Source organism: Flavobacterium labens (genome assembly GCF_048286755.1).
Classification (GTDB): domain Bacteria; phylum Bacteroidota; class Bacteroidia; order Flavobacteriales; family Flavobacteriaceae; genus Flavobacterium.
The window spans coordinates 458,922-478,244 of sequence record NZ_JBLVPL010000002.1; the positions used below are offsets into that span (position 1 = coordinate 458,922).

The window sequence follows — 19,323 nt, forward strand, 5'->3', positions numbered from 1 at the left end:
AGGACTTGTAACGTACAGCTGGAATTGCTACTATAAATTGTCAATAACGTTACTTACTCTTTCGGTAATTTCTGCAATAGAACCAATTCCATTTACGGCGAAAAATTTCCCTTGCTCCTCGTAATAATTCATCAAAGGCGCGGTTTTCTCATTGTATTCTTGGTAGCGATTTCTGATTTTTTCTTCATCTTGATCGTCAATTCTACCACTTGTTTTACCTCTTTCTAACAACCTTTGCACTAGAATCTCGTCATCGGCTTCGAGCGCAATTGTTGCAGCAACATTTGAACCAATTGAGGTAAGAAATGCGTCTAAAGCTTCGGCTTGTGAAATTGTTCTTGGATATCCATCAAACAAAATCCCATTAGTGTCCGGGTGTTTATTTACCTCATCAATCAGCATTTTTGTAGTCAATTCATCTGGAACTAAATCTCCAGCATCCATAAATACTCTTGCTTGTTTGCCTAGTTCTGTATCGTTTTTTAAATTAAAACGAAATACATCTCCAGTTGATATATGTGTTAATTTGTATTTTTCTTTCAAAAACTCGGCTTGAGTTCCTTTACCAGCTCCTGGTTTTCCAAATAAAACAATGTTAGTCATGTTGTTGTGTCGTTATTCTTTTAGTTTATATACTTCGGGTAAATTTCTTCCTAATCCATCGTAGTCTAAGCCAAAACCTACAATAAATTTATTTGGAATTCTAATTCCAATATAATCTATTTTAATGTCTTTTGTGTATGCTTCTGGTTTAAAAAAAAGTGTTGCTATTTTAAAATGTTTTACATTCTGCTTTTTGAATAATTCTTTCAGTTCTACTAATGTATTTCCGGTATCAACTATATCTTCGATTATGATAACAGAACGTCCAGTCAAATCCTGATTTATACCTATTAATTGTTTCACTTCGTTAGTAGAAGAAGTCCCTTCATATGATGCCATTTTGATGAAAGATACTTCACATGGTTTTTTGTATTGTTTCATAAAATCAGAAACTACCATAAAAGCTCCATTTAATACTCCTACAAATACCGGCGTTTCATCAGCAAAATCAGCTTCTACTTGCGCAACCATTTTAGCAATGGCAAAATCAATTTCTTTAGCAGAAATAAACGGAACAAATTGTTTATCGTGAAGTTGTATCATTATTTTCGTGTTTAAAATAATGCGCAAAGATACAGAATTCGGATTTGACAATTGATAATTGGGCATTAATTTGTAATTTTAAGTAAATTTCATAAAAAACCAACTTAAAATGTATTAAATATAATAAATGATGCTGCAGAAATTCCTAAGAAACTAAAATTGAATTTTTGGATTCAATCATTATAAAGTATCTTTGCGTAAACATACAACTACACCAATGAATTATTTTTCTTCTGATTTCAAATTAGGAATTCTCGGTGGCGGACAACTGGGCAAAATGCTATTGTTTGACACCCGAAAATTCGACATACAAACTTATGTTTTGGATCCAAGTGATGAAGCGCCTTGTAAAATTGCTTGTGACCAATTCTTCAAAGGGGATTTAATGGACTTTGAAACCGTTTATAACTTTGGTAAAAAAGTAGACGTTTTGACTTTCGAAATTGAGTTGGTTAATCTAGAAGCTTTGGTAAAACTCGAAGAAGAAGGATTAAAAGTATTTCCTTCACCAAAAACATTGAAACTGATTCAAAACAAAGGAATTCAGAAAGATTTTTACATTCAACATGCCATCCCGACAGCAAATTATAAACGTTTTGACAATCTAAAAAGTCTAATTGTTGACATTCTGGATTCGAAAACAAAACTTCCGTTTGTATGGAAATGTACGGAATTTGGTTATGATGGAAATGGCGTAAAAGTGATTCGACACATTTCGGATTTGGATAATTTAGCCAATGTAGAATGCATTGCTGAAGAAATGGTTCCGTTCAAAAATGAATTGGCTGTTATCGTTTGCCGCAATCCTTCGGGCGAAATAAAAACGTATCCTGTGGTGGAAATGGAATTTCATCCCGAAGCCAACCAAGTGGAATACGTGATTTGTCCTGCGAGAATTGATGATAAAGTTTCCGAAAAAGCAAGAGCAATAGCATTGAATGTTTCCGAAAAATTCAATCATGTGGGATTATTAGCAGTTGAAATGTTTCAAACCGAAGATGATGAAATCCTCGTTAACGAAGTCGCTCCACGCCCGCACAATTCCGGTCACTATTCTATTGAAGCTAGTTATACGTCGCAATTTGAAAACCATTTGCGTGCAATTCTTGATTTGCCTTTGGGAAATACGGACAGTAAAGTAGCTGGAATTATGGTAAATCTAGTAGGTGCCGAAGGATTTTCTGGAAATGTACTCTATGAAAATATCGAAAAAATATTAGGCTGGAATGGTGTTACACCTCACATTTACGGAAAAAAACAAACACGTCCTTTTAGAAAAATGGGACATGTAACCATCGTTAATGAAGACATCGATGAAGCAAGAAGAATTGCTGAAGATGTGAAGAACACGATAAGAGTGATAAGTTAATTAAAAGATTGAAAAAATTAAAGATTGATAAATTCAGAACATTAACTAAATTGAATTTCTCAAAAATCTTAAAATACTTAAATCTTTAAATCTTTAAATAAAAAACAATGAAAGTAGCCGTAATAATGGGAAGCATATCCGATATGCCAATCATGCAAGAAGCCATCGATATCCTAAAAGCATTCGAAATAGAAATTGAAGTCGATATCGTTTCAGCCCACAGAACTCCCGAAAAATTATTTGATTTCAGCAACAATGCACACACTCGTGGCATTTCTATAGTAATTGCTGGTGCCGGCGGTGCTGCACATTTACCGGGAATGGTCGCTTCAATGTCTCCACTTCCTGTAATTGGCGTGCCCATAAAATCAAGTAATTCAATCGATGGCTGGGATAGCGTTTTATCTATTCTTCAAATGCCAGGCGGAGTTCCAGTTGCAACAGTTGCACTTAACGGGGCGAAAAATGCAGGAATTCTTGCCGCTCAAATCATAGGAAGTCACGACAAAAGTGTGATGGAGAAAATAATTAAGTACAAAACAGGATTGAAAGAAGCCGTCAACATCGCTTCTGAAAGTCTAAATAAATAAAAAAAAGCTCCATTATGGAGCTTTTTTTTATTTATTTAGTTCTTGAAACAGTTATTCAGCATTAACTACAATTTCAAGAATTCCTTCAAATTCTGATGCAATGATATCGTCCTTGCTCATCCAATATTCAGAAGTCATAATCGTATAATTCACATTATCCGTAGTCTTAACATCCCATAAAATATCTTCGGCTTCTGGAAAAGGCGCGTTTTCCGTCATTTGGCTGTCAAATAGTCTTTTGATCAAATTACTACCAGACAATCCGTTGTTTAATAATTTTAAAATACTTTCTTTAGTCAATTCATTTTCATTTTCACCTTCTGCTGGCGCAAAACTACATTCGATAATCGTCGCTTTTGCATTTGGAAAAGTACCATTGTATGCTTTGAAAAGCAATTGATTAATATGATACAAAGTCGAGTGCAATCCTATTTCCGGATATTCTTCACATACTTTATCCAAAAACATATCATTTGAAATTTGCTGAATCTGACCGTCATTCAAATCTTCTGACAACTTATATTCTAATACGACAACAGCCGCGTCTCTGGGCTCAAAATCAGAAATTGCCATAAACAACAATTCTCTTAAACTGGCAGCATCTGCGTCCGCAGCATCCGGATAATCGAATTTTTCCAATAGCTTTATATAATCTTCACTTGTCCAATATTCTTCAACCTCATCAACAGTATTCGCTCTATTTATTGTAATTTGATAATTCATCTTTTCTTTTAATTTATTATATTTTTTCTGATTCGTCTTTTATAAAACCAATCATTTTTTTACAATTTAAGGCTTTATTACTGCCTAACGAAATAAATAACATTTAAATAACACTTTAGAATCCACTATTTTGATCCAAATCAATTCCCTCGACAACCCCATTTTTTTTATTAAATCCGTACCTTTGATTTCTTAAAACATCGAATTATTTTTATTACAAAATACAAATGAGCATCCTAACACACCATTTCAATACAAAGTACAATACTGCGCCTTTTTCGAAAATTAAAAACGAAGATTTTCTTCCTGCTTTTCAAAAAGGTATCGAATTGGCAAAAGCCGAAATCGATGCTATTGTACGAAATCCTATAAAACCAACTTTCGAAAACACGATTGAAGCATTAGCGTTCAGCGGCGATGTTTTGGACAGAATTTCAAGTATCTTTTTCAACTTGAATTCAGCAGAAACTAATGATGAAATTCAGAAAATCGCTCAGGAAGTTTCACCTTTGCTCTCTGAATTCGGAAACGATGTTCGTCTTAATCCGGATTTATTCGCTCGAGTAAAAACGGTTTATGAGCAACGAGAAAAACTAAATCTCAATCCGGAGCAAACCACGCTTTTGGACAAAAAATACAAAAGCTTCTCCAGAAACGGAGCCAATTTGCCGGAAGACAAAAAGAATCAATTGCGAGAAATCGACAAAGAATTATCAAAATTAAGTTTGCAGTTTGGCGAAAATGTTTTAGCCGAGACCCAAGCCTATGAATTGCATATTACAAATGAATCCGATTTAGCCGGTTTACCCGAAGGAACTATCGAAGCCGCTCGCTCGTTGGCTAAAAGCCAAGAAAAGGAAGGTTGGATTTTCACTTTGGATTATCCAAGCTATGTTCCGTTTGTGACCTATGCTGATAATCGCGAATTACGCAAGAAAATGGCAATCGCTTTTGGCGCCAAAGGTTTTCAAAACAATGAATTTGACAACCAAGAAATTGTACTTAAAATCGCAAAATTGCGTTTTGACAGAGCACAAGTTTTAGGTTATGCTACTCATGCTCATTTTGTGCTTGAAGAACGAATGGCAGAAAGTCCAGAGAAAGTAAAAACATTTTCGAATGATTTATTAGAAAAAGCCAAACCGGCTGCTTTGAAAGAATTTGCACAATTGACTGCTTTCGCAAAAGAGTTACACGGAATCGAGCAACTCGAAAAATGGGATGGCGCCTATTATTCCGAAAAATTGAAGCAGCAATTATTCAATTTGGACGATGAAATATTAAAACCGTATTTTCAATTAGAAAAAGTTTTGGACGGTGCTTTTGCAGTAGCGCAAAAATTATTTGGAATTACTTTCGAAGAAATTTTTGACGTAGATAAATACCACGAAGAAGTAAAAACATACGCAGTAAAAGATGAAGAAGACCAACTGGTTGCTGTTTTTTATGCTGATTTTTTTCCAAGAAAAGGCAAACGCAACGGTGCTTGGATGACGTCTTTTAAATCACAATACATCAAAAAGGGAATCAACGAAAGACCGCATATTTCAATTGTGTGCAATTTCACGAAACCTACCGAAACAAAACCATCATTATTAACTTTCAACGAAGTAACGACTTTGTTTCATGAATTTGGTCATGCTTTACATGGCATGTTAGCTAACACAACTTATCCAAGTTTATCCGGAACAAGTGTATATTGGGATTTTGTGGAATTACCAAGTCAGATTCTGGAAAATTGGTGCTACGAACCGGAAGCATTGGCTTTATTCGCATATCATTATGAAACCGGCGAAATGATTCCGATGGAATTAGTCCATAAAATCAAAGAAAGTGCGAGTTTCCAAGAAGGAATAGCAACGATGCGCCAATTGAGTTTTGGATTATTGGATATGGGATGGCACGCACAAGACCCTTCGAATATCAAAGACATCAAAGTTTTTGAAACCGAACAGTTCGCCGCGACACAATTGTACCCTGAAGTAAAAGAAAATGCGATGAGTACTTCTTTTTCACACATATTTCAAGGCGGTTATTCATCCGGTTATTACAGCTACAAATGGGCTGAAGTTCTAGATGCAGATGCTTTTGAATATTTTCAGGAATGCGGCATTTTCAATAAAGAAGTTTCAACAAAATTTAAGGAGAACGTACTTTCAAAAGGCGGAACCGAACATCCAATGATTTTGTACAAACGTTTTAGAGGACAAGAACCAAAACCGGAAGCGCTATTAAGAAGAGCGGGATTGCTTTAGAAACATATTTTTTGGAAACCCGAAGTAACAGACTTCGGGTTTTTTAATAAACTTACAATACCGTTACAAAAATTTAAACCCAACAAAAAAAATGAGTTTCTTAAAAGCCGAATGGAATAATTTAGCAATGATTAATTATGAAGTCAATCCCGAAATCCTGCAAAAGTATGTTCCTGCAGGAACGGAAATAGATTTCTGGAACGGCAAATGTTATGTTAGTTTTATTGGATTCCTATTTGAAAATGTTCGTGTTTTGGGAATGAAAATACCGTTTCACTCTGATTTTGAAGAGGTAAATCTTAGGTTTTATGTGCGACGATTTGAAAACGGAGCTTGGAAAAGAGGTGCCGTTTTTATCAGCGAAATTGTTCCAAAGTATGCAATTTCATTTGTGGCCAATACCTTTTACAATGAGCATTACCGAACTTTGCCCATGAAACATACTTTGAAAGTAAATGAAAACTCCCGAGAATTTATATATCAATGGAAAGTGAATAACAATTGGAATACCATACAGGTAGAAACTAATAAAAACCCTACTGCAATTGAACCTGATTCTGAAGCTGAGTTTATCACGGAGCATTATTTTGGCTATACCAAAATCAACGAAAACGAAACTTTTGAATACCAAGTCACGCATCCCAGATGGCAACAATATGAAGTAACCAACAACGAATCTATTATTGATTTTGAAGGAGTTTATGGAAAAGAATTTGCTTTTATTAAGGACTTAAAACCAACATCCGTATTTCTGGCCATAGGCTCGAAAATCACTATTGAAGACAAACGAAAAATAAAAATTTAATGACCAGAATAAAAATTCGGACTAAAATAAATGCACCCATACAAACAGTTTTTGACAATTCCAGGGACATCGATGTACACCAAGAATCTGCCAGTCGTACAAACGAAATCGCTATTGATGGCGTTACATCTGGATTGATAAACTACCTCGAAACGGTTACATGGCGTGGGAAACATTTTGGTTTTTATCTGACACACAAAAGTAGAATAACAGCGATGAACCTGTATGATTATTTTGTAGATGAAATGGAGGAAGGGAAATTCAAATCCTTTCGTCATGAACATATTTTTTACGAAAAAAACGGATTAACCGTTATGAAAGACAAAATACATTACGAAGTACCATATGGTTTTTTTGGAGAATTATTTGATTTCTTGTTTTTGAAAAATCACATGATTAATTTTATTCTCGAAAGAAATAAAACACTGAAAGCTTTATCAGAAAATGAGAAGCAATAACCACCAAAAAATCGGCACACTCTCTACCCAAAAAGAAGTGTAATATTTTGTCCGTTTTTCATTAGCAAAAAGGATAAAACACGAAATGACAATCACTAAAATCAAGTTGATAATCAATTGATTTTTGTCAAAATTACTTTTAAAAATTTCCAAAAAATAAAATGGAACTAAAAGTAGTAATCCTACTATTTTAGTGCATTTCACTCCTATTTGTTGCGGCACAGTTTTTAAATGCGGATCGTCTTTCGCTAAATCAATAATCTCAAAAATGAGAATCAACACAAAAATTAAGATAAAGCGCTGTATGCATTTTAAGTAAAAGTCTGAAGTAATTGGGACATTCGCATTAAAAATCGGCAAAACCAACGTAACTCCTACCCAACACAATGCTACAATATAAATTTTAACACCAGCCCAGTTTCTTGCATTTTTCTTATTTGGAAAAAAGGAAAGTGTATACAATAATGTAATACTCAAAAAAACTACTGCAACTATTTGAGTTGTCCTTTGGAGTTGAAAAAAATAATATCCGACCAAAAAAAGAGCAAAAAAACTAAATAAAGCAATCGTTTTTAACTCCTTGCGCATTTGTAATCTTTGAACTCTGGCCAGCGCATCATATTTTACAAAATTATATCCTACAATTGTTCCAAAAAAAGCAAAGTTAGCAACTGGCTCATCAATAGAAATGTGGAACATATGTTGCGTCATTCTCACCAAGGCATAACAAGACAAACCCACGTGAATGCTACTATTAATATAAAAATCGAATATTAGTTTCAAAAACCTCATTAGACAAAATTAATCAAAGTGTTAACAAGAATGGCTTTTAGTTGAAAAATTCACAGAAAATCAAGTTAAAAAAGTCTTTTAATAGCAGATTAATATTTATTTTTACAATCTTTTAAAACAAGAAACACACAACCCATTTTATATATAATGAAAACAGACGCTTTTGCATTAAGACACATTGGCCCAAGAGAAAATGATCTAGAACATATGTTGAAGACAATTGGGGCAGCAACACTTGACCAATTGATCCATGAAACTATCCCAAGTGATATTCGTTTAAAATCTGATTTGGACTTGGAACCTGCAATGACTGAATATGAGTTTGCAAATCACATTCAGAAATTAGGGAATAAAAATAAAGTTTTTCAATCGTACATTGGTTTAGGGTACAATGCAGCAATTATTCCTGCAGTAATCCAACGAAATGTATTTGAAAACCCAGGATGGTACACTGCTTACACACCGTATCAAGCCGAGATTGCTCAAGGACGTTTAGAAGCAATTTTGAATTTCCAAACCATGGTTATCGAATTAACAGGGATGGAAATCGCTAATGCCTCTTTATTAGATGAAGGAACTGCTGCTGCTGAAGCAATGGCGTTACTTTTTGACGTTCGTTCACGTGACCAAAAGAAAAACAATATTAATAAATTCTTCGTTTCAGAAGAAATATTACCACAAACTTTATCGGTTTTACAAACACGTTCTACACCAATTGGGGTTGAATTAGTAATAGGAAACCATGAAACATTCGATTTTTCATCAGACTATTTTGGAGCAATCCTTCAATATCCTGGAAAATTTGGACAAGTTCATGATTATACCGATTTTATTGCTAAAGCAGCTGCAAACGAAATAAAAGTAGCCGTTGCTGCAGATATTTTAAGTTTAGCAAAACTGACTCCTCCGGGAGAAATGGGTGCTGCAGTAGTTCTTGGAACAACACAACGTTTCGGAATTCCGTTAGGTTATGGTGGTCCACACGCCGCTTTTTTTGCTACAAAAGAAGAATACAAAAGAAGTATGCCAGGAAGAATCATCGGTGTAACTGTTGATACTGACGGAAATCGTGCTTTGCGTATGGCATTACAAACACGCGAGCAACACATTAAACGTGATAAAGCAACTTCAAATATTTGTACTGCACAAGTTTTATTATCCGTTATGGCAGGAATGTATGCCGTTTATCATGGTCCAAAAGGATTGCAATATATCGCTGACAAAGTCCATGCATCTGCAGCAACATTGGCAAATGCATTAGAAAAATTAGGCTTACAACAAACCAATACCGCTTTTTTTGACACTATTGTTGTTAAAGCTGATGCCCAAAAAGTAAAAGTGATTGCTGAACAAAACGAAATCAACTTTTACTACATCGATGAGAATACCGTTTCAATTTCATTAAACGAAACAACAAGTATTGCCGATTTAAATAAAATTGTAACCGTTTTCGCTTCCGCAAAAGGTACTCAAGCAACTACAATTGAAGGTTTATCAGAAACGAATCATTTCCCGGAAACGATAAACAGAACTTCAACGTTCTTACAACATGATGTTTTCAACAAGCACCATTCAGAAACCGCTTTGATGCGTTACATCAAAATGCTGGAAAGAAAAGATTTAGCGTTGAATCACTCCATGATTTCATTGGGTTCTTGTACGATGAAACTAAATGCAGCTTCAGAAATGCTGCCTCTAAGTATGGCTCAGTGGAATAATATTCACCCGTTTGCTCCACTTGATCAAGCACAAGGATACCAAGAAATGTTAGCTAAACTAGAGCAACAATTAAATGTTATTACTGGTTTTGCAGGGACAACATTACAACCTAATTCAGGTGCTCAAGGAGAATATGCCGGATTAATGGTTATTCGCGCGTACCACCAATCTAGAGGAGATCACCATAGAAACATTGCTTTAATTCCATCATCAGCTCACGGAACAAATCCAGCTTCGGCAGCTATGGCAGGAATGAAAGTTGTGGTTACTAAAACATTGGAAAACGGAAATATTGACGTTGAGGATTTACGCGAAAAAGCAATTCTTCACAAAGACAATCTTTCTTGTTTGATGGTTACCTATCCATCGACTCACGGTGTTTTTGAAAGTGCCATTAAAGAAATCACACAATTAATCCACGATAATGGTGGACAAGTATATATGGATGGTGCAAATATGAATGCACAAGTTGGATTAACAAATCCTGCAACTATTGGTGCTGATGTTTGTCACTTGAACTTACACAAAACATTCGCTATTCCTCATGGAGGTGGTGGACCTGGTGTAGGACCAATATGTGTTGCTCCACAATTAGTTCCATTTTTACCTACAAATCCTGTAATCCCAACTGGTGGAGAAAGCGCTATTACTGCAATTTCTGCCGCACCTTGGGGTTCTGCTTTGGTTTGTTTGATATCGTACGGTTACATCTGCATGCTTGGTGCTGAAGGTGTGAAAAAATCTACTGAATATGCGATTTTAAATGCAAACTATATTAAAGAGAAACTAAACGGTCACTATGATACGTTGTATTCTGGAGAAATGGGTCGTGCGGCACATGAAATGATTTTGGAATGTCGTCCATTTAAAGAAAAAGGAATTGAAGTAACTGATATAGCAAAACGTTTGATGGATTATGGTTTCCATGCTCCTACAGTTTCGTTCCCCGTTGCCGGAACTTTAATGATTGAACCTACTGAAAGTGAAAACTTAGAAGAGTTAGATCGTTTTTGTGATGCTATGATAGCCATCAGAAAAGAAATTGAAGCCGCTACTTTAGACAATCCAAATAATGTACTAAAAAATGCTCCACATACTTTGATGATGGTAACCACTGATAATTGGAATTTCCCATACACTCGTGAAGCAGCAGCATTTCCATTAGAATACATTGCCGAAAATAAATTCTGGCCTACCGTTCGCAGAGCAGATGAAGCGTATGGCGATAGAAATTTAGTTTGTTCTTGCGCGCCAATTGAAGCGTACATGGAAAGTTAATTTTTGAATATGTTTAAAAAAAATGTCTCGAGAAATCGGGACATTTTTTTTGTTTTTAAAATTTTACAACCTTCAGAAAATAATTTAATCCAAATTCTCGAAATATCAATTTTATCAATTACAAGAATTACGAAATAAATATCGCATCATTTTTTACGATTCGTAATAAAATAATCAATATTTTTGCCAATAAATTATTATTTCACAATTATATGCATGCATAGTAAATTTTGTGAGTCTACTAATTTATTTATCATTAAATTAGCGTGAATTTTTGGAAAAACAACCCGATGAAAATAAAAATAACTGGAATAGGAAGTTATATTCCTGAGAAAAAAGTAAGCAATACTGACTTTAGTGAACATGTTTTTTTGAATGAAGACGGAACAGCTTTTGGTTACCCTAATGAAGTAGTCATAAATAAATTTAAAGGAATTACTGGTATAGAACACAGACGCTATGCCGAAGATCAATACACCTCATCTGATTTAGCTTTCTTTGCATCTCAAAAAGCAATAGAAAATGCTGGGATTGATAAGGAAACAATTGACTACATTATCTTTGCTCATAATTTTGGCGATGTAAAATGCGGAACAAATCAATCCGATATGATTCCTAGTTTAGCCACACGTGTTAAAAATAAACTACAAATAAAGAATCCAAAATGCGTTGCTTACGATATCCTCTTTGGATGTCCGGGTTGGATTGAAGGTGTACTTCAAGCCAACGCATTTATAAAATCGGGAATGGCAAAACGATGTCTGGTAATTGGAGCTGAAACGCTCTCGAGAGTAGTTGATGCGCATGACAGGGATTCGATGATTTATTCGGATGGTGCTGGTGCTTCTATCATTGAAGCTTCTGATGACGAAACTGGAATGCTGGCTTACGAAAGTGCGACTTATGCTAATGATGAAGCTAATTACTTGTTTTTTGGAAAATCATACAACCCAGATTTAGACCCAGACATTCGTTACATAAAAATGTATGGGCGCAAAATCTATGAATTTGCATTAAGCCAAGTTCCTGCAGCAATGAAAAGTTGCCTGGATAAAAGCGGATTAGGTATTGATGATGTAAAAAAGATTCTTATTCATCAAGCCAATGAAAAAATGGATGAAGCCATAATTCAACGTTTTTACAAATTATACGACAGACCCGTCCCAAAAGACATCATGCCCATGAGTATCCATGAACTGGGAAATAGCAGCGTAGCCACCGTTCCCACTCTTTTTGATCTATTAATTCGCGGACAAATAGAAAATCAATCCATACAAAAAGGAGATGTTCTTATCTTTGCATCCGTGGGAGCAGGAATGAACATCAACGCATTTGTTTACAGATATTAATCATTCGAGGAACACAACAATCAGGAGCTAATCCGGCTGTACACTACAATTCCTCACTTCAAAACTTGTTTTTCTAAGGTACAAGAAAGCTTCTTTCAGTCGCTTTTTGTACCTTGAAAAACTACATTTTAAAGCTCCGGGATTTTCATTCCCATCCGGGCTAAAAAACAATGCCCAAAAACACATTTATTACTATATTTGTGCCTTCGTGCCCTAGTGGCAAAATCAAAAAAACATGTACGAAAAAACGTTTCCCAATAAAAGATTCAAACATACTTTAGAATTTCTAAAAAAACACGTCTCAATTTCAGAGACGATATTGGATTTAGGTGTAGAAAATCCTTTCTCTAAAATCATGAAATCTGAAGGATTTGCAGTTACAAATACAACTGGAGAAGACTTAGACAAAGACCAATCCGTATTTTCAACAGAAAAAAAAGATGTGGTAACCGCTTTCGAAATCTTTGAACATTTATTGAATCCCTATACTATTTTAAGCGAAATAAAATCGGATAAACTTTTTATCTCTATCCCAATGCGTTTGTGGTTTTCACCAGCTTATAGAAGTAAAACCGATATGTGGGACAGACATTACCATGAATTTGAAGATTGGCAATTGGACTGGTTATTGGAAAAAACAGGCTGGAAAATAATCGACCGTGACAAATGGACAAATCCCGTAAAGAAATTTGGCCTACGTCCCTTATTAAGAAAGTTCACCAACCGATATTATATTGTTTACGCTGAAAAAATAAAATAATGAATTATTACATTGTTATTCCGGCTCATAACGAAGAAGCTTTCATCGCTTTAACTTTAGATTCTTTGATTTCTCAAACTGTTTTACCAAAAAAAGTAGTGATTGTCAATGATAACTCTACGGATAAAACTGCCGAAATCGTTACGGCTTACGCCAAAGAAAATCCGTTTATCTCTTTAGTAAACAAAACTTCAAGGGCGATACATTTACCGGGAAGTAAAGTTATACAGGCTTTTCATAAAGGATTCGAAACATTGGACGATGAGTATGACGTTATCGTAAAACTAGATGCCGACTTAATTCTACCCAACAATTATTTTGAAACTATTTTAAACATTTTCGAAAAAGATGCAACGATAGGAATGGCTGGCGGATTTGCCTACATTGAAAAAAATGGCGAATGGATTCTGGAAAATCTAACCGATAAAGACCACATTCGTGGCGCATTCAAAGCGTATAGAAAAGCATGCTTCCAACAACTAGGAAATTTAAAACCAGCTATGGGTTGGGACACCGTTGATGAATTATTATCAAAATTTTACGGATGGAAAGTAGTTACTGATGCCTCACTAATCGTAAAACACCTAAAACCAACTGGTGCTAATTACAACAAAACTGCCCGTTATAAACAAGGAGAAGCGTTTTATACTTTAGGCTACGGATTTTTAATCACTTCCATAGCTTCGGCAAAACTGGCGATGATGAAAAAGAAACCATTACTCTTTTTAGATTATATCAAAGGTTTTTGGAAAGCAAAAGCAGCTAAAACACCATTATTGGTAACAACAGAACAAGCTAAATTCATTCGCAAGTATCGTTTGAAGAAAATGAAAGAAAAAATTTTCTAACGAAAACTACGAACGCAAAACTTATAACTCATAACTATTTTTGTAATTTAGCCCATATTCACAAAACTATGATGCTCATTCGATATATAACGCAGATAGGAAGATACTTCTTAATGCTAAAAGAAATTTTCAATAAACAGACAAAATGGTCTGTGATGAAAAATCTAATTTTTAAGGAAATAGACGATTTAATTATTGGCTCCCTTGGTATTGTAGCATTCATTTCTTTCTTTGTTGGAGGCGTTGTTGCCATACAAACCGCATTAAACCTGACCAATCCATTAATACCAAAATACCTTATTGGGTTTGCTACAAGACAATCTGTAATATTAGAATTTGCTCCTACGTTCATCTCGGTGATTATGGCAGGAAAAATGGGTTCTTTTATTACGTCAAGCATTGGAACCATGCGAGTTACAGAACAAATTGACGCTCTTGAAGTGATGGGAGTAAACTCGCTAAACTATTTAGTTTTCCCTAAAATAATTGCCTTACTTCTTTATCCTTTTGTTATTGGAATCAGTATGTTTCTTGGTGTTTTGGGCGGCTGGATGGCTGGAGTTTATGGTGGATTTACTTCCAGCGATGAATTTATAAATGGCGCACAATTGGATTTTATTCCATTTCATATCGTTTATGCTTTTCTTAAAACTTTAATTTTTGCTATGTTATTAGCAACTATTCCTTCTTTTCACGGATATTATATGAAAGGTGGTGCACTCGAAGTAGGACGCGCAAGTACGGTATCCTTTGTTTGGACATCAGTTACCATAATTACTTTTAATTATATATTAACTCAATTGTTACTTGGCTCATGATAGAAGTAAAAAACATAGAAAAATCATTTGGCGGTATCAAAATTCTTAAAGGTGTTTCCACTATTTTTGAAACAGGAAAAACGAATTTAATTATTGGACAAAGTGGATCTGGAAAAACAGTTCTGCTTAAAAGTCTTTTAGGAATACACACTCCAGAATCTGGAACCATTTCATTTGACGGAAGAATTTATTCTGAATTAAATCCGGATGAAAAACGAGATCTACGTACTGAAATAGGAATGGTTTTTCAAGGAAGTGCCTTGTTTGATTCCATGACAGTTGCCGAAAACGTAGGCTTCCCGTTGAAAATGTTTACCAAAGACAATAATTCAAAAATTCAGGAACGCGTAGACTTTGTATTAAAAAGAGTCAACCTTACTGACGCCCATAAAAAACTACCTTCGGAAATTTCAGGAGGAATGCAAAAACGAGTTGCGATTGCGCGTGCGATTGTAAACAACCCAAAATACCTATTTTGCGATGAACCAAACTCTGGTTTAGACCCAAACACGGCTATTTTAATTGATAATCTTATCAAAGAAATCACTGAAGAATATAATATCACGACAGTAATAAATACGCATGATATGAACTCTGTGATGGAAATAGGAGAGAAAATTTTATTCTTAAAAGATGGTTTAAAAGCTTGGGAAGGAACCAAAGAAGAAATTTTCAGAACCGATAATGAGGCTGTTGTTGCCTTTGTTTATTCTTCTAATTTGTTCAAAAAAGTAAGAGAAGCGTATTTGAAAGAATAGAAGGCTAACTTGATTTCAACAATTCTACCTCAGCATTAGGATTGAATAAATAAGTCTTTCCGGAACTCATTTCCAAGCATTCAAAACGCTTGGTTCTTATCGCTATTTTCTTGAAAATCTTTCCGTTTTGTATTCGAAAAACACTGCCGTACGGAATTTCAAAAACATAATTCTTATCATTTTGCTGATCAAATTGTTTCAAGGCTAATGCCAAAGTAGCATCTGTATCGCTGCTGGCTGTGGGATTTTTGAAATGCCTCGCTAATAAAGGCAACAAGTGATTCGGGAAAATTTCTGGTCGAATGTAAGGAATCATCAACCGTTGAAAAGAATATTTCCACTCGTTTCCATGAGGTTTAATGTTTCTTCCAAATTTTTCAAACGCCACTAAATGCGAGATTTCATGAATCAACGTAATCAAGAACTTGTATTTATTTAGATTTGAATTCACCGTGATTTCATGCTTCCCATTCAACCCTTTTCGATAATCACCATGACGCGTCTGACGCTCGTTTACAATCTTAAGATGCACTTGATTGGCAACAATAAGTTCGAAAACGGGTTTTACCGCATGCTCTGGAATGTATCTGGCTAAGGTTTCGCTCAAAGTAATTATGAATTAAGGATTCGTAGAAGAAACTTGCAATACTTTACCGTTGAAATATTTATTTCCAGTCAAAGTGAAATCATAAATATAATTTGCCATTTCGCCCGCAGTTATTGGAGCTTGATAGCCTGGAAAAGCTTCAGCCAGCATTTCTGTTTGCACGGAACCCAAAGCTAAAACATTGAAAGAAATCCCACGCTCTTTGTATTCTTCAGCTAACAATTCAGACAAAGTAATAACTGCACCTTTACTCGAGCTATACGCTGCCAATCCAGCAAACTTTAAACTTCCTTGAATGCCACCCATAGAACTTATTGTTACTACGTGGCTTCCTTTTTGTAAATAAGGCAGGCAAATTCGAGTCAAATTAGCAACTCCAAAAACATTGACTTTATAGATATTTTCAAAATCTTCCTGAGTGGTTTCTGAAAAAGGTTTTAGCAATAAACTTCCTGCGTTATGAATGACTGCGTCTATTTGTTTCCAAGACTTGGAAAGGAAATCGCTTACTTTCAATAATTCGGATTCAGCAGATAAATCAACTGAAAGACAGGTGATATTTTCGTTACCCAACAAAGCTTGAGGAATTTTTCTGGAAATGGCTAACACTTGGTGTCCCTCATTGGCAAATTGCAATGCCAACTCAAATCCTATACCTCTACTCGTTCCTGTGATGATGATATTTTTCATAGAGCAAAAATAAACAAAAACCATAAAAAACTAATGCTTTACGCAAAGGATTGTTGTCACAATAAAAATTAAAGATTCCTATAATTTTGCTTATTTTTGGTAAATCAAATTAACACCTGAATTTTCATAAAATGACAGAAAGCATACAATTCGAAACTGCAAAAATGAATGACATCGATGGTGTATTGGCATTACAGGAATTGTATCTTGTAGCTAATTTATCCGAAGAAGAAAAAGCTTCCGGGTTTGTTACCACGCCATTTACTATTGAGCAACTAACCGAAGTCATCAATGAAAATAACTTATTTGTTGCCAAAGACAATAACAAAATCATTGCTTATATTTTTGCAGGAAGTTGGGATTTTTTCAAACAATGGCCTATTTTCAATTACATGAGTTCATTGTTTCCGGAACTAACCTTTTTAGATTTTGACATCACCACCACCAATAGTTTTCAATACGGCCCCATTTGCATTCACAAGGAATATCGTGGCAAGGGATTGATCACACCACTGTTTGAATTCATGAGAACACACATGTTGCAAAAATATCCATTGGCCTTGACATTTATCAACAAAGTAAATATCCCGTCTACAAAAGCGCATACCGAAAAACTAAAATGGATCATTATTGGGGATTTTCAATTCAACAATAATGAATACTTCATTTTGGCTTACGATATGAAAAAGGCAGTTTCTTCAACTACTTGAGCATTATGATTTCTTGTGTTGGCGAATTTGCCATTTGCGTTACAGCCGGTAGTAATTCCTGAATAAACGAAGTCATGTGCGGAATATCCATCGCTTTGAAATCATCAGAAACATGATGGTAGAATTCAAAATTTTCAAAATCAAACGTACTCACAGATTGACAAGGTACTTTGAAAACATCATAAAAAGAGAAGTTGTCTGATCTGTAAAACAATTGATATTCGGCTTCTTTTGGAAGAAAACCAATCGTATTTTTCCCGGTATATCCATTGATTTTATCTGCCATATTAGATTTCTCAAAACCGGTTATATAGGCTAGGAAATCTCTTTTCATAGGTACACCAATCATTTCAATATTGAACTGAGCATACAATTTAAAATCTTGTGTTTTTAGTTTTTTGGCTAAATGTTTAGAACCTAACAAACCTTTTTCTTCTCCTGAAAAAAATACAAAAAGAATACTGCGTTTATTGTTTTTAGCGGTACTGAAATATTTCGCCATTTCAGCAACTGCAGTAGTTCCTGAGGCATCATCATTGGCTCCATTGTTTATGAAATCTCCATTCACCCCTTTTTTATCCAAACCAATATGATCGTAATGTGCACTTAGAATTATAAATTCATTTTTAAGAACTGGGTCATTTCCTTCAACAATACCTACAACATTGAAGGCAGTTTCCTTAAAAGTTGATAACGTATCGCGATACGATTTGAAATACGGTTTTACATTATTATCCCTGAAAATTTGTTCTAAATAATCAGCAGCTTTTACCATTCCTGCTTTTCCGGTTTCCCGTCCTTCCAGTTCATCCAAAGCTAAATATTTCAATGTTTCGGCAACATTTTCTTCTTTCACTTTATATTCAATATCAACTGTTTTTAATTGCGTCTCACTAGTTGTTTGGGCAATTACAACTGAATTTGATAAGCAACCAAAGAAAACTAAAGAAAGAGATAGGAATGCTTTTTTCATGACATTGAGGTTTCTATTTTATAATATGGCTTTATTTCGATAATATTTCTTGTACACTTTAACCATTTGAACAAAAGCTAAAATCACAAAAAATGACGGAATTATTACGGGCATTACATATTTAGAAAAACTGGTTGTGTTTTGAGATAAGGTATTCAAAATCAAAACTAGAGTTAGCATCCCAAAAAATGTACCCATCAAAGTCCCTGAAACATAATACAGTTTTAGCTTTTTTACAATGGAAATATAATTCCCATTCATCAAATAAAGATTCCAACCGGTCCAAAACGGCAATTGAAGAAAATTGATACAATTCAAAAACACACCGATAAGGAAAGGAGAATACATTGCATATTTCTCCAAAACCCCTTGTTCTTCAACTGTTTGATTGGAATTAGCATAAAAAGAATACCCTAAAATTAACAGAAAGAAAACGGCAAAAAAATCAATAATTTTCATAAGTTTTTTATTATTGACTAATTGCTTTGCGAAAACTAAAGTGAAATAAATCACAAACATCTCCACGAAAATTACTCCTAATAAAAAGAATACCAGACTGTTCATTCCTAGCTTTGAATAGATTTCAAAACCTACAACATTCAAATATCCTAACGGTATCGAACCGATAAAACTCACTAAAAAACCAACGAAAATGTTTTTTAATGCCTTCATAAT

At 34.7% G+C, this 19,323-nt stretch carries 20 protein-coding genes; 12 read left to right on the forward strand and 8 right to left on the reverse strand.

Annotation, left to right across the window (positions count from 1 at the left end):
* Positions 1-30 precede the first annotated feature (30 nt).
* Together ACNQF8_RS08655 and hpt are read right to left on the reverse strand one after the other, a co-directional pair.
* Positions 31-603 (reverse strand): adenylate kinase, encoded by a 573-nt coding sequence (locus ACNQF8_RS08655; RefSeq protein WP_417952029.1) that lies wholly within the window; start codon positions 601-603, stop codon positions 31-33.
* 12 nt (positions 604-615) lie between these two features.
* Positions 616-1,146 carry a hypoxanthine phosphoribosyltransferase gene (gene hpt, locus ACNQF8_RS08660; RefSeq protein ID WP_315211267.1) on the reverse strand — a complete coding sequence of 177 codons (531 nt, stop codon included), beginning with the start codon at positions 1,144-1,146 and terminating at the stop codon, positions 616-618.
* Positions 1,147-1,363: 217 nt separating this feature from the next.
* On the opposite strand from hpt, the gene ACNQF8_RS08665 reads away from it, so the two are divergent.
* Both ACNQF8_RS08665 and purE read left to right on the forward strand, forming a co-directional pair.
* Complete coding sequence (locus ACNQF8_RS08665; RefSeq protein WP_417952030.1) at positions 1,364-2,515, forward strand: 5-(carboxyamino)imidazole ribonucleotide synthase; 1,152 nt, start codon at positions 1,364-1,366, stop codon at positions 2,513-2,515.
* A gap of 107 nt (positions 2,516-2,622) precedes the next feature.
* Complete coding sequence (purE, locus tag ACNQF8_RS08670) at positions 2,623-3,105, forward strand: 5-(carboxyamino)imidazole ribonucleotide mutase (RefSeq protein WP_417953247.1); 483 nt, start codon at positions 2,623-2,625, stop codon at positions 3,103-3,105.
* Positions 3,106-3,156: 51 nt separating this feature from the next.
* Here the strand turns inward: purE and ACNQF8_RS08675 are convergent, their stop codons facing one another.
* Complete coding sequence (locus tag ACNQF8_RS08675; RefSeq protein ID WP_417953248.1) at positions 3,157-3,828, reverse strand: hypothetical protein; 672 nt, start codon at positions 3,826-3,828, stop codon at positions 3,157-3,159.
* Between the two features lie 227 nt (positions 3,829-4,055).
* Here ACNQF8_RS08675 and ACNQF8_RS08680 point away from each other — a divergent pair, with 227 nt between their 5' ends.
* From ACNQF8_RS08680 to ACNQF8_RS08690, 3 genes are all read left to right on the forward strand, one after another.
* Positions 4,056-6,083 (forward strand): M3 family metallopeptidase, encoded by a 2,028-nt coding sequence (locus ACNQF8_RS08680; protein ID WP_417953249.1) that lies wholly within the window; start codon positions 4,056-4,058, stop codon positions 6,081-6,083.
* Positions 6,084-6,174: 91 nt separating this feature from the next.
* Positions 6,175-6,888: a YqjF family protein gene (locus ACNQF8_RS08685; protein ID WP_417952034.1), complete on the forward strand. Its 714-nt coding sequence runs from the start codon at positions 6,175-6,177 to the stop codon at positions 6,886-6,888.
* Complete coding sequence (locus ACNQF8_RS08690) at positions 6,888-7,346, forward strand: SRPBCC family protein (RefSeq protein WP_417952035.1); 459 nt, start codon at positions 6,888-6,890, stop codon at positions 7,344-7,346. Before ACNQF8_RS08685 ends, ACNQF8_RS08690 begins: the two co-directional genes overlap by 1 nt.
* On the opposite strand, the gene ACNQF8_RS08695 is transcribed toward ACNQF8_RS08690, so the two are convergent.
* Positions 7,326-8,138, reverse strand: coding sequence for a UbiA prenyltransferase family protein (locus tag ACNQF8_RS08695; RefSeq protein ID WP_417953250.1), 813 nt, complete (start codon positions 8,136-8,138; stop codon positions 7,326-7,328). The genes ACNQF8_RS08690 and ACNQF8_RS08695 overlap by 21 nt on opposite strands.
* Before the next feature lie 147 nt (positions 8,139-8,285).
* Here ACNQF8_RS08695 and gcvP point away from each other — a divergent pair, with 147 nt between their 5' ends.
* The 6 genes from gcvP to ACNQF8_RS08725 all read left to right on the forward strand — a co-directional run bounded on the left by gcvP (position 8,286) and on the right by ACNQF8_RS08725 (position 15,668).
* A complete protein-coding gene (gene gcvP, locus ACNQF8_RS08700) occupies positions 8,286-11,135 on the forward strand; it encodes an aminomethyl-transferring glycine dehydrogenase (RefSeq protein ID WP_417953251.1) in 2,850 nt (949 codons plus the stop codon).
* A gap of 290 nt (positions 11,136-11,425) precedes the next feature.
* Entirely contained in the window at positions 11,426-12,484 is a 1,059-nt protein-coding gene (locus ACNQF8_RS08705) for a 3-oxoacyl-ACP synthase III family protein (protein WP_417952038.1), read from the forward strand.
* A 235-nt stretch (positions 12,485-12,719) separates the two neighbouring features.
* Positions 12,720-13,244, forward strand: a complete 525-nt coding sequence (locus ACNQF8_RS08710) for a methyltransferase (RefSeq protein ID WP_417952039.1) — start codon at positions 12,720-12,722, stop codon at positions 13,242-13,244.
* Complete coding sequence (locus ACNQF8_RS08715) at positions 13,244-14,092, forward strand: glycosyltransferase family 2 protein (protein WP_417952040.1); 849 nt, start codon at positions 13,244-13,246, stop codon at positions 14,090-14,092. Before ACNQF8_RS08710 ends, ACNQF8_RS08715 begins: the two co-directional genes overlap by 1 nt.
* Before the next feature lie 68 nt (positions 14,093-14,160).
* Positions 14,161-14,910 carry an MlaE family ABC transporter permease gene (locus tag ACNQF8_RS08720; protein WP_315211282.1) on the forward strand — a complete coding sequence of 250 codons (750 nt, stop codon included), beginning with the start codon at positions 14,161-14,163 and terminating at the stop codon, positions 14,908-14,910.
* Entirely contained in the window at positions 14,907-15,668 is a 762-nt protein-coding gene (locus tag ACNQF8_RS08725) for an ABC transporter ATP-binding protein (protein WP_099713472.1), read from the forward strand. Before ACNQF8_RS08720 ends, ACNQF8_RS08725 begins: the two co-directional genes overlap by 4 nt.
* Before the next feature lie 4 nt (positions 15,669-15,672).
* Here the strand turns inward: ACNQF8_RS08725 and ACNQF8_RS08730 are convergent, their stop codons facing one another.
* Together ACNQF8_RS08730 and ACNQF8_RS08735 are read right to left on the reverse strand one after the other, a co-directional pair.
* Positions 15,673-16,275 (reverse strand): SprT-like domain-containing protein, encoded by a 603-nt coding sequence (locus tag ACNQF8_RS08730; protein WP_113636767.1) that lies wholly within the window; start codon positions 16,273-16,275, stop codon positions 15,673-15,675.
* A gap of 12 nt (positions 16,276-16,287) precedes the next feature.
* Positions 16,288-16,965, reverse strand: a complete 678-nt coding sequence (locus ACNQF8_RS08735) for an SDR family NAD(P)-dependent oxidoreductase (RefSeq protein ID WP_417952041.1) — start codon at positions 16,963-16,965, stop codon at positions 16,288-16,290.
* Between the two features lie 131 nt (positions 16,966-17,096).
* Here ACNQF8_RS08735 and ACNQF8_RS08740 point away from each other — a divergent pair, with 131 nt between their 5' ends.
* The gene (locus ACNQF8_RS08740) at positions 17,097-17,675 is read left to right on the forward strand and encodes a GNAT family acetyltransferase (protein ID WP_417952042.1); all 579 of its coding nucleotides are present in this window, start codon (positions 17,097-17,099) and stop codon (positions 17,673-17,675) included.
* On the opposite strand, the gene ACNQF8_RS08745 is transcribed toward ACNQF8_RS08740, so the two are convergent.
* Both ACNQF8_RS08745 and ACNQF8_RS08750 read right to left on the reverse strand, forming a co-directional pair.
* Positions 17,668-18,648 (reverse strand): M20/M25/M40 family metallo-hydrolase, encoded by a 981-nt coding sequence (locus ACNQF8_RS08745; protein WP_417953252.1) that lies wholly within the window; start codon positions 18,646-18,648, stop codon positions 17,668-17,670. The two genes, ACNQF8_RS08740 and ACNQF8_RS08745, sit on opposite strands and share 8 nt — an antisense overlap.
* Before the next feature lie 18 nt (positions 18,649-18,666).
* Positions 18,667-19,320: a hypothetical protein gene (locus tag ACNQF8_RS08750; protein WP_417952044.1), complete on the reverse strand. Its 654-nt coding sequence runs from the start codon at positions 19,318-19,320 to the stop codon at positions 18,667-18,669.
* Between the last annotated feature and the right edge of the window lie 3 nt (positions 19,321-19,323).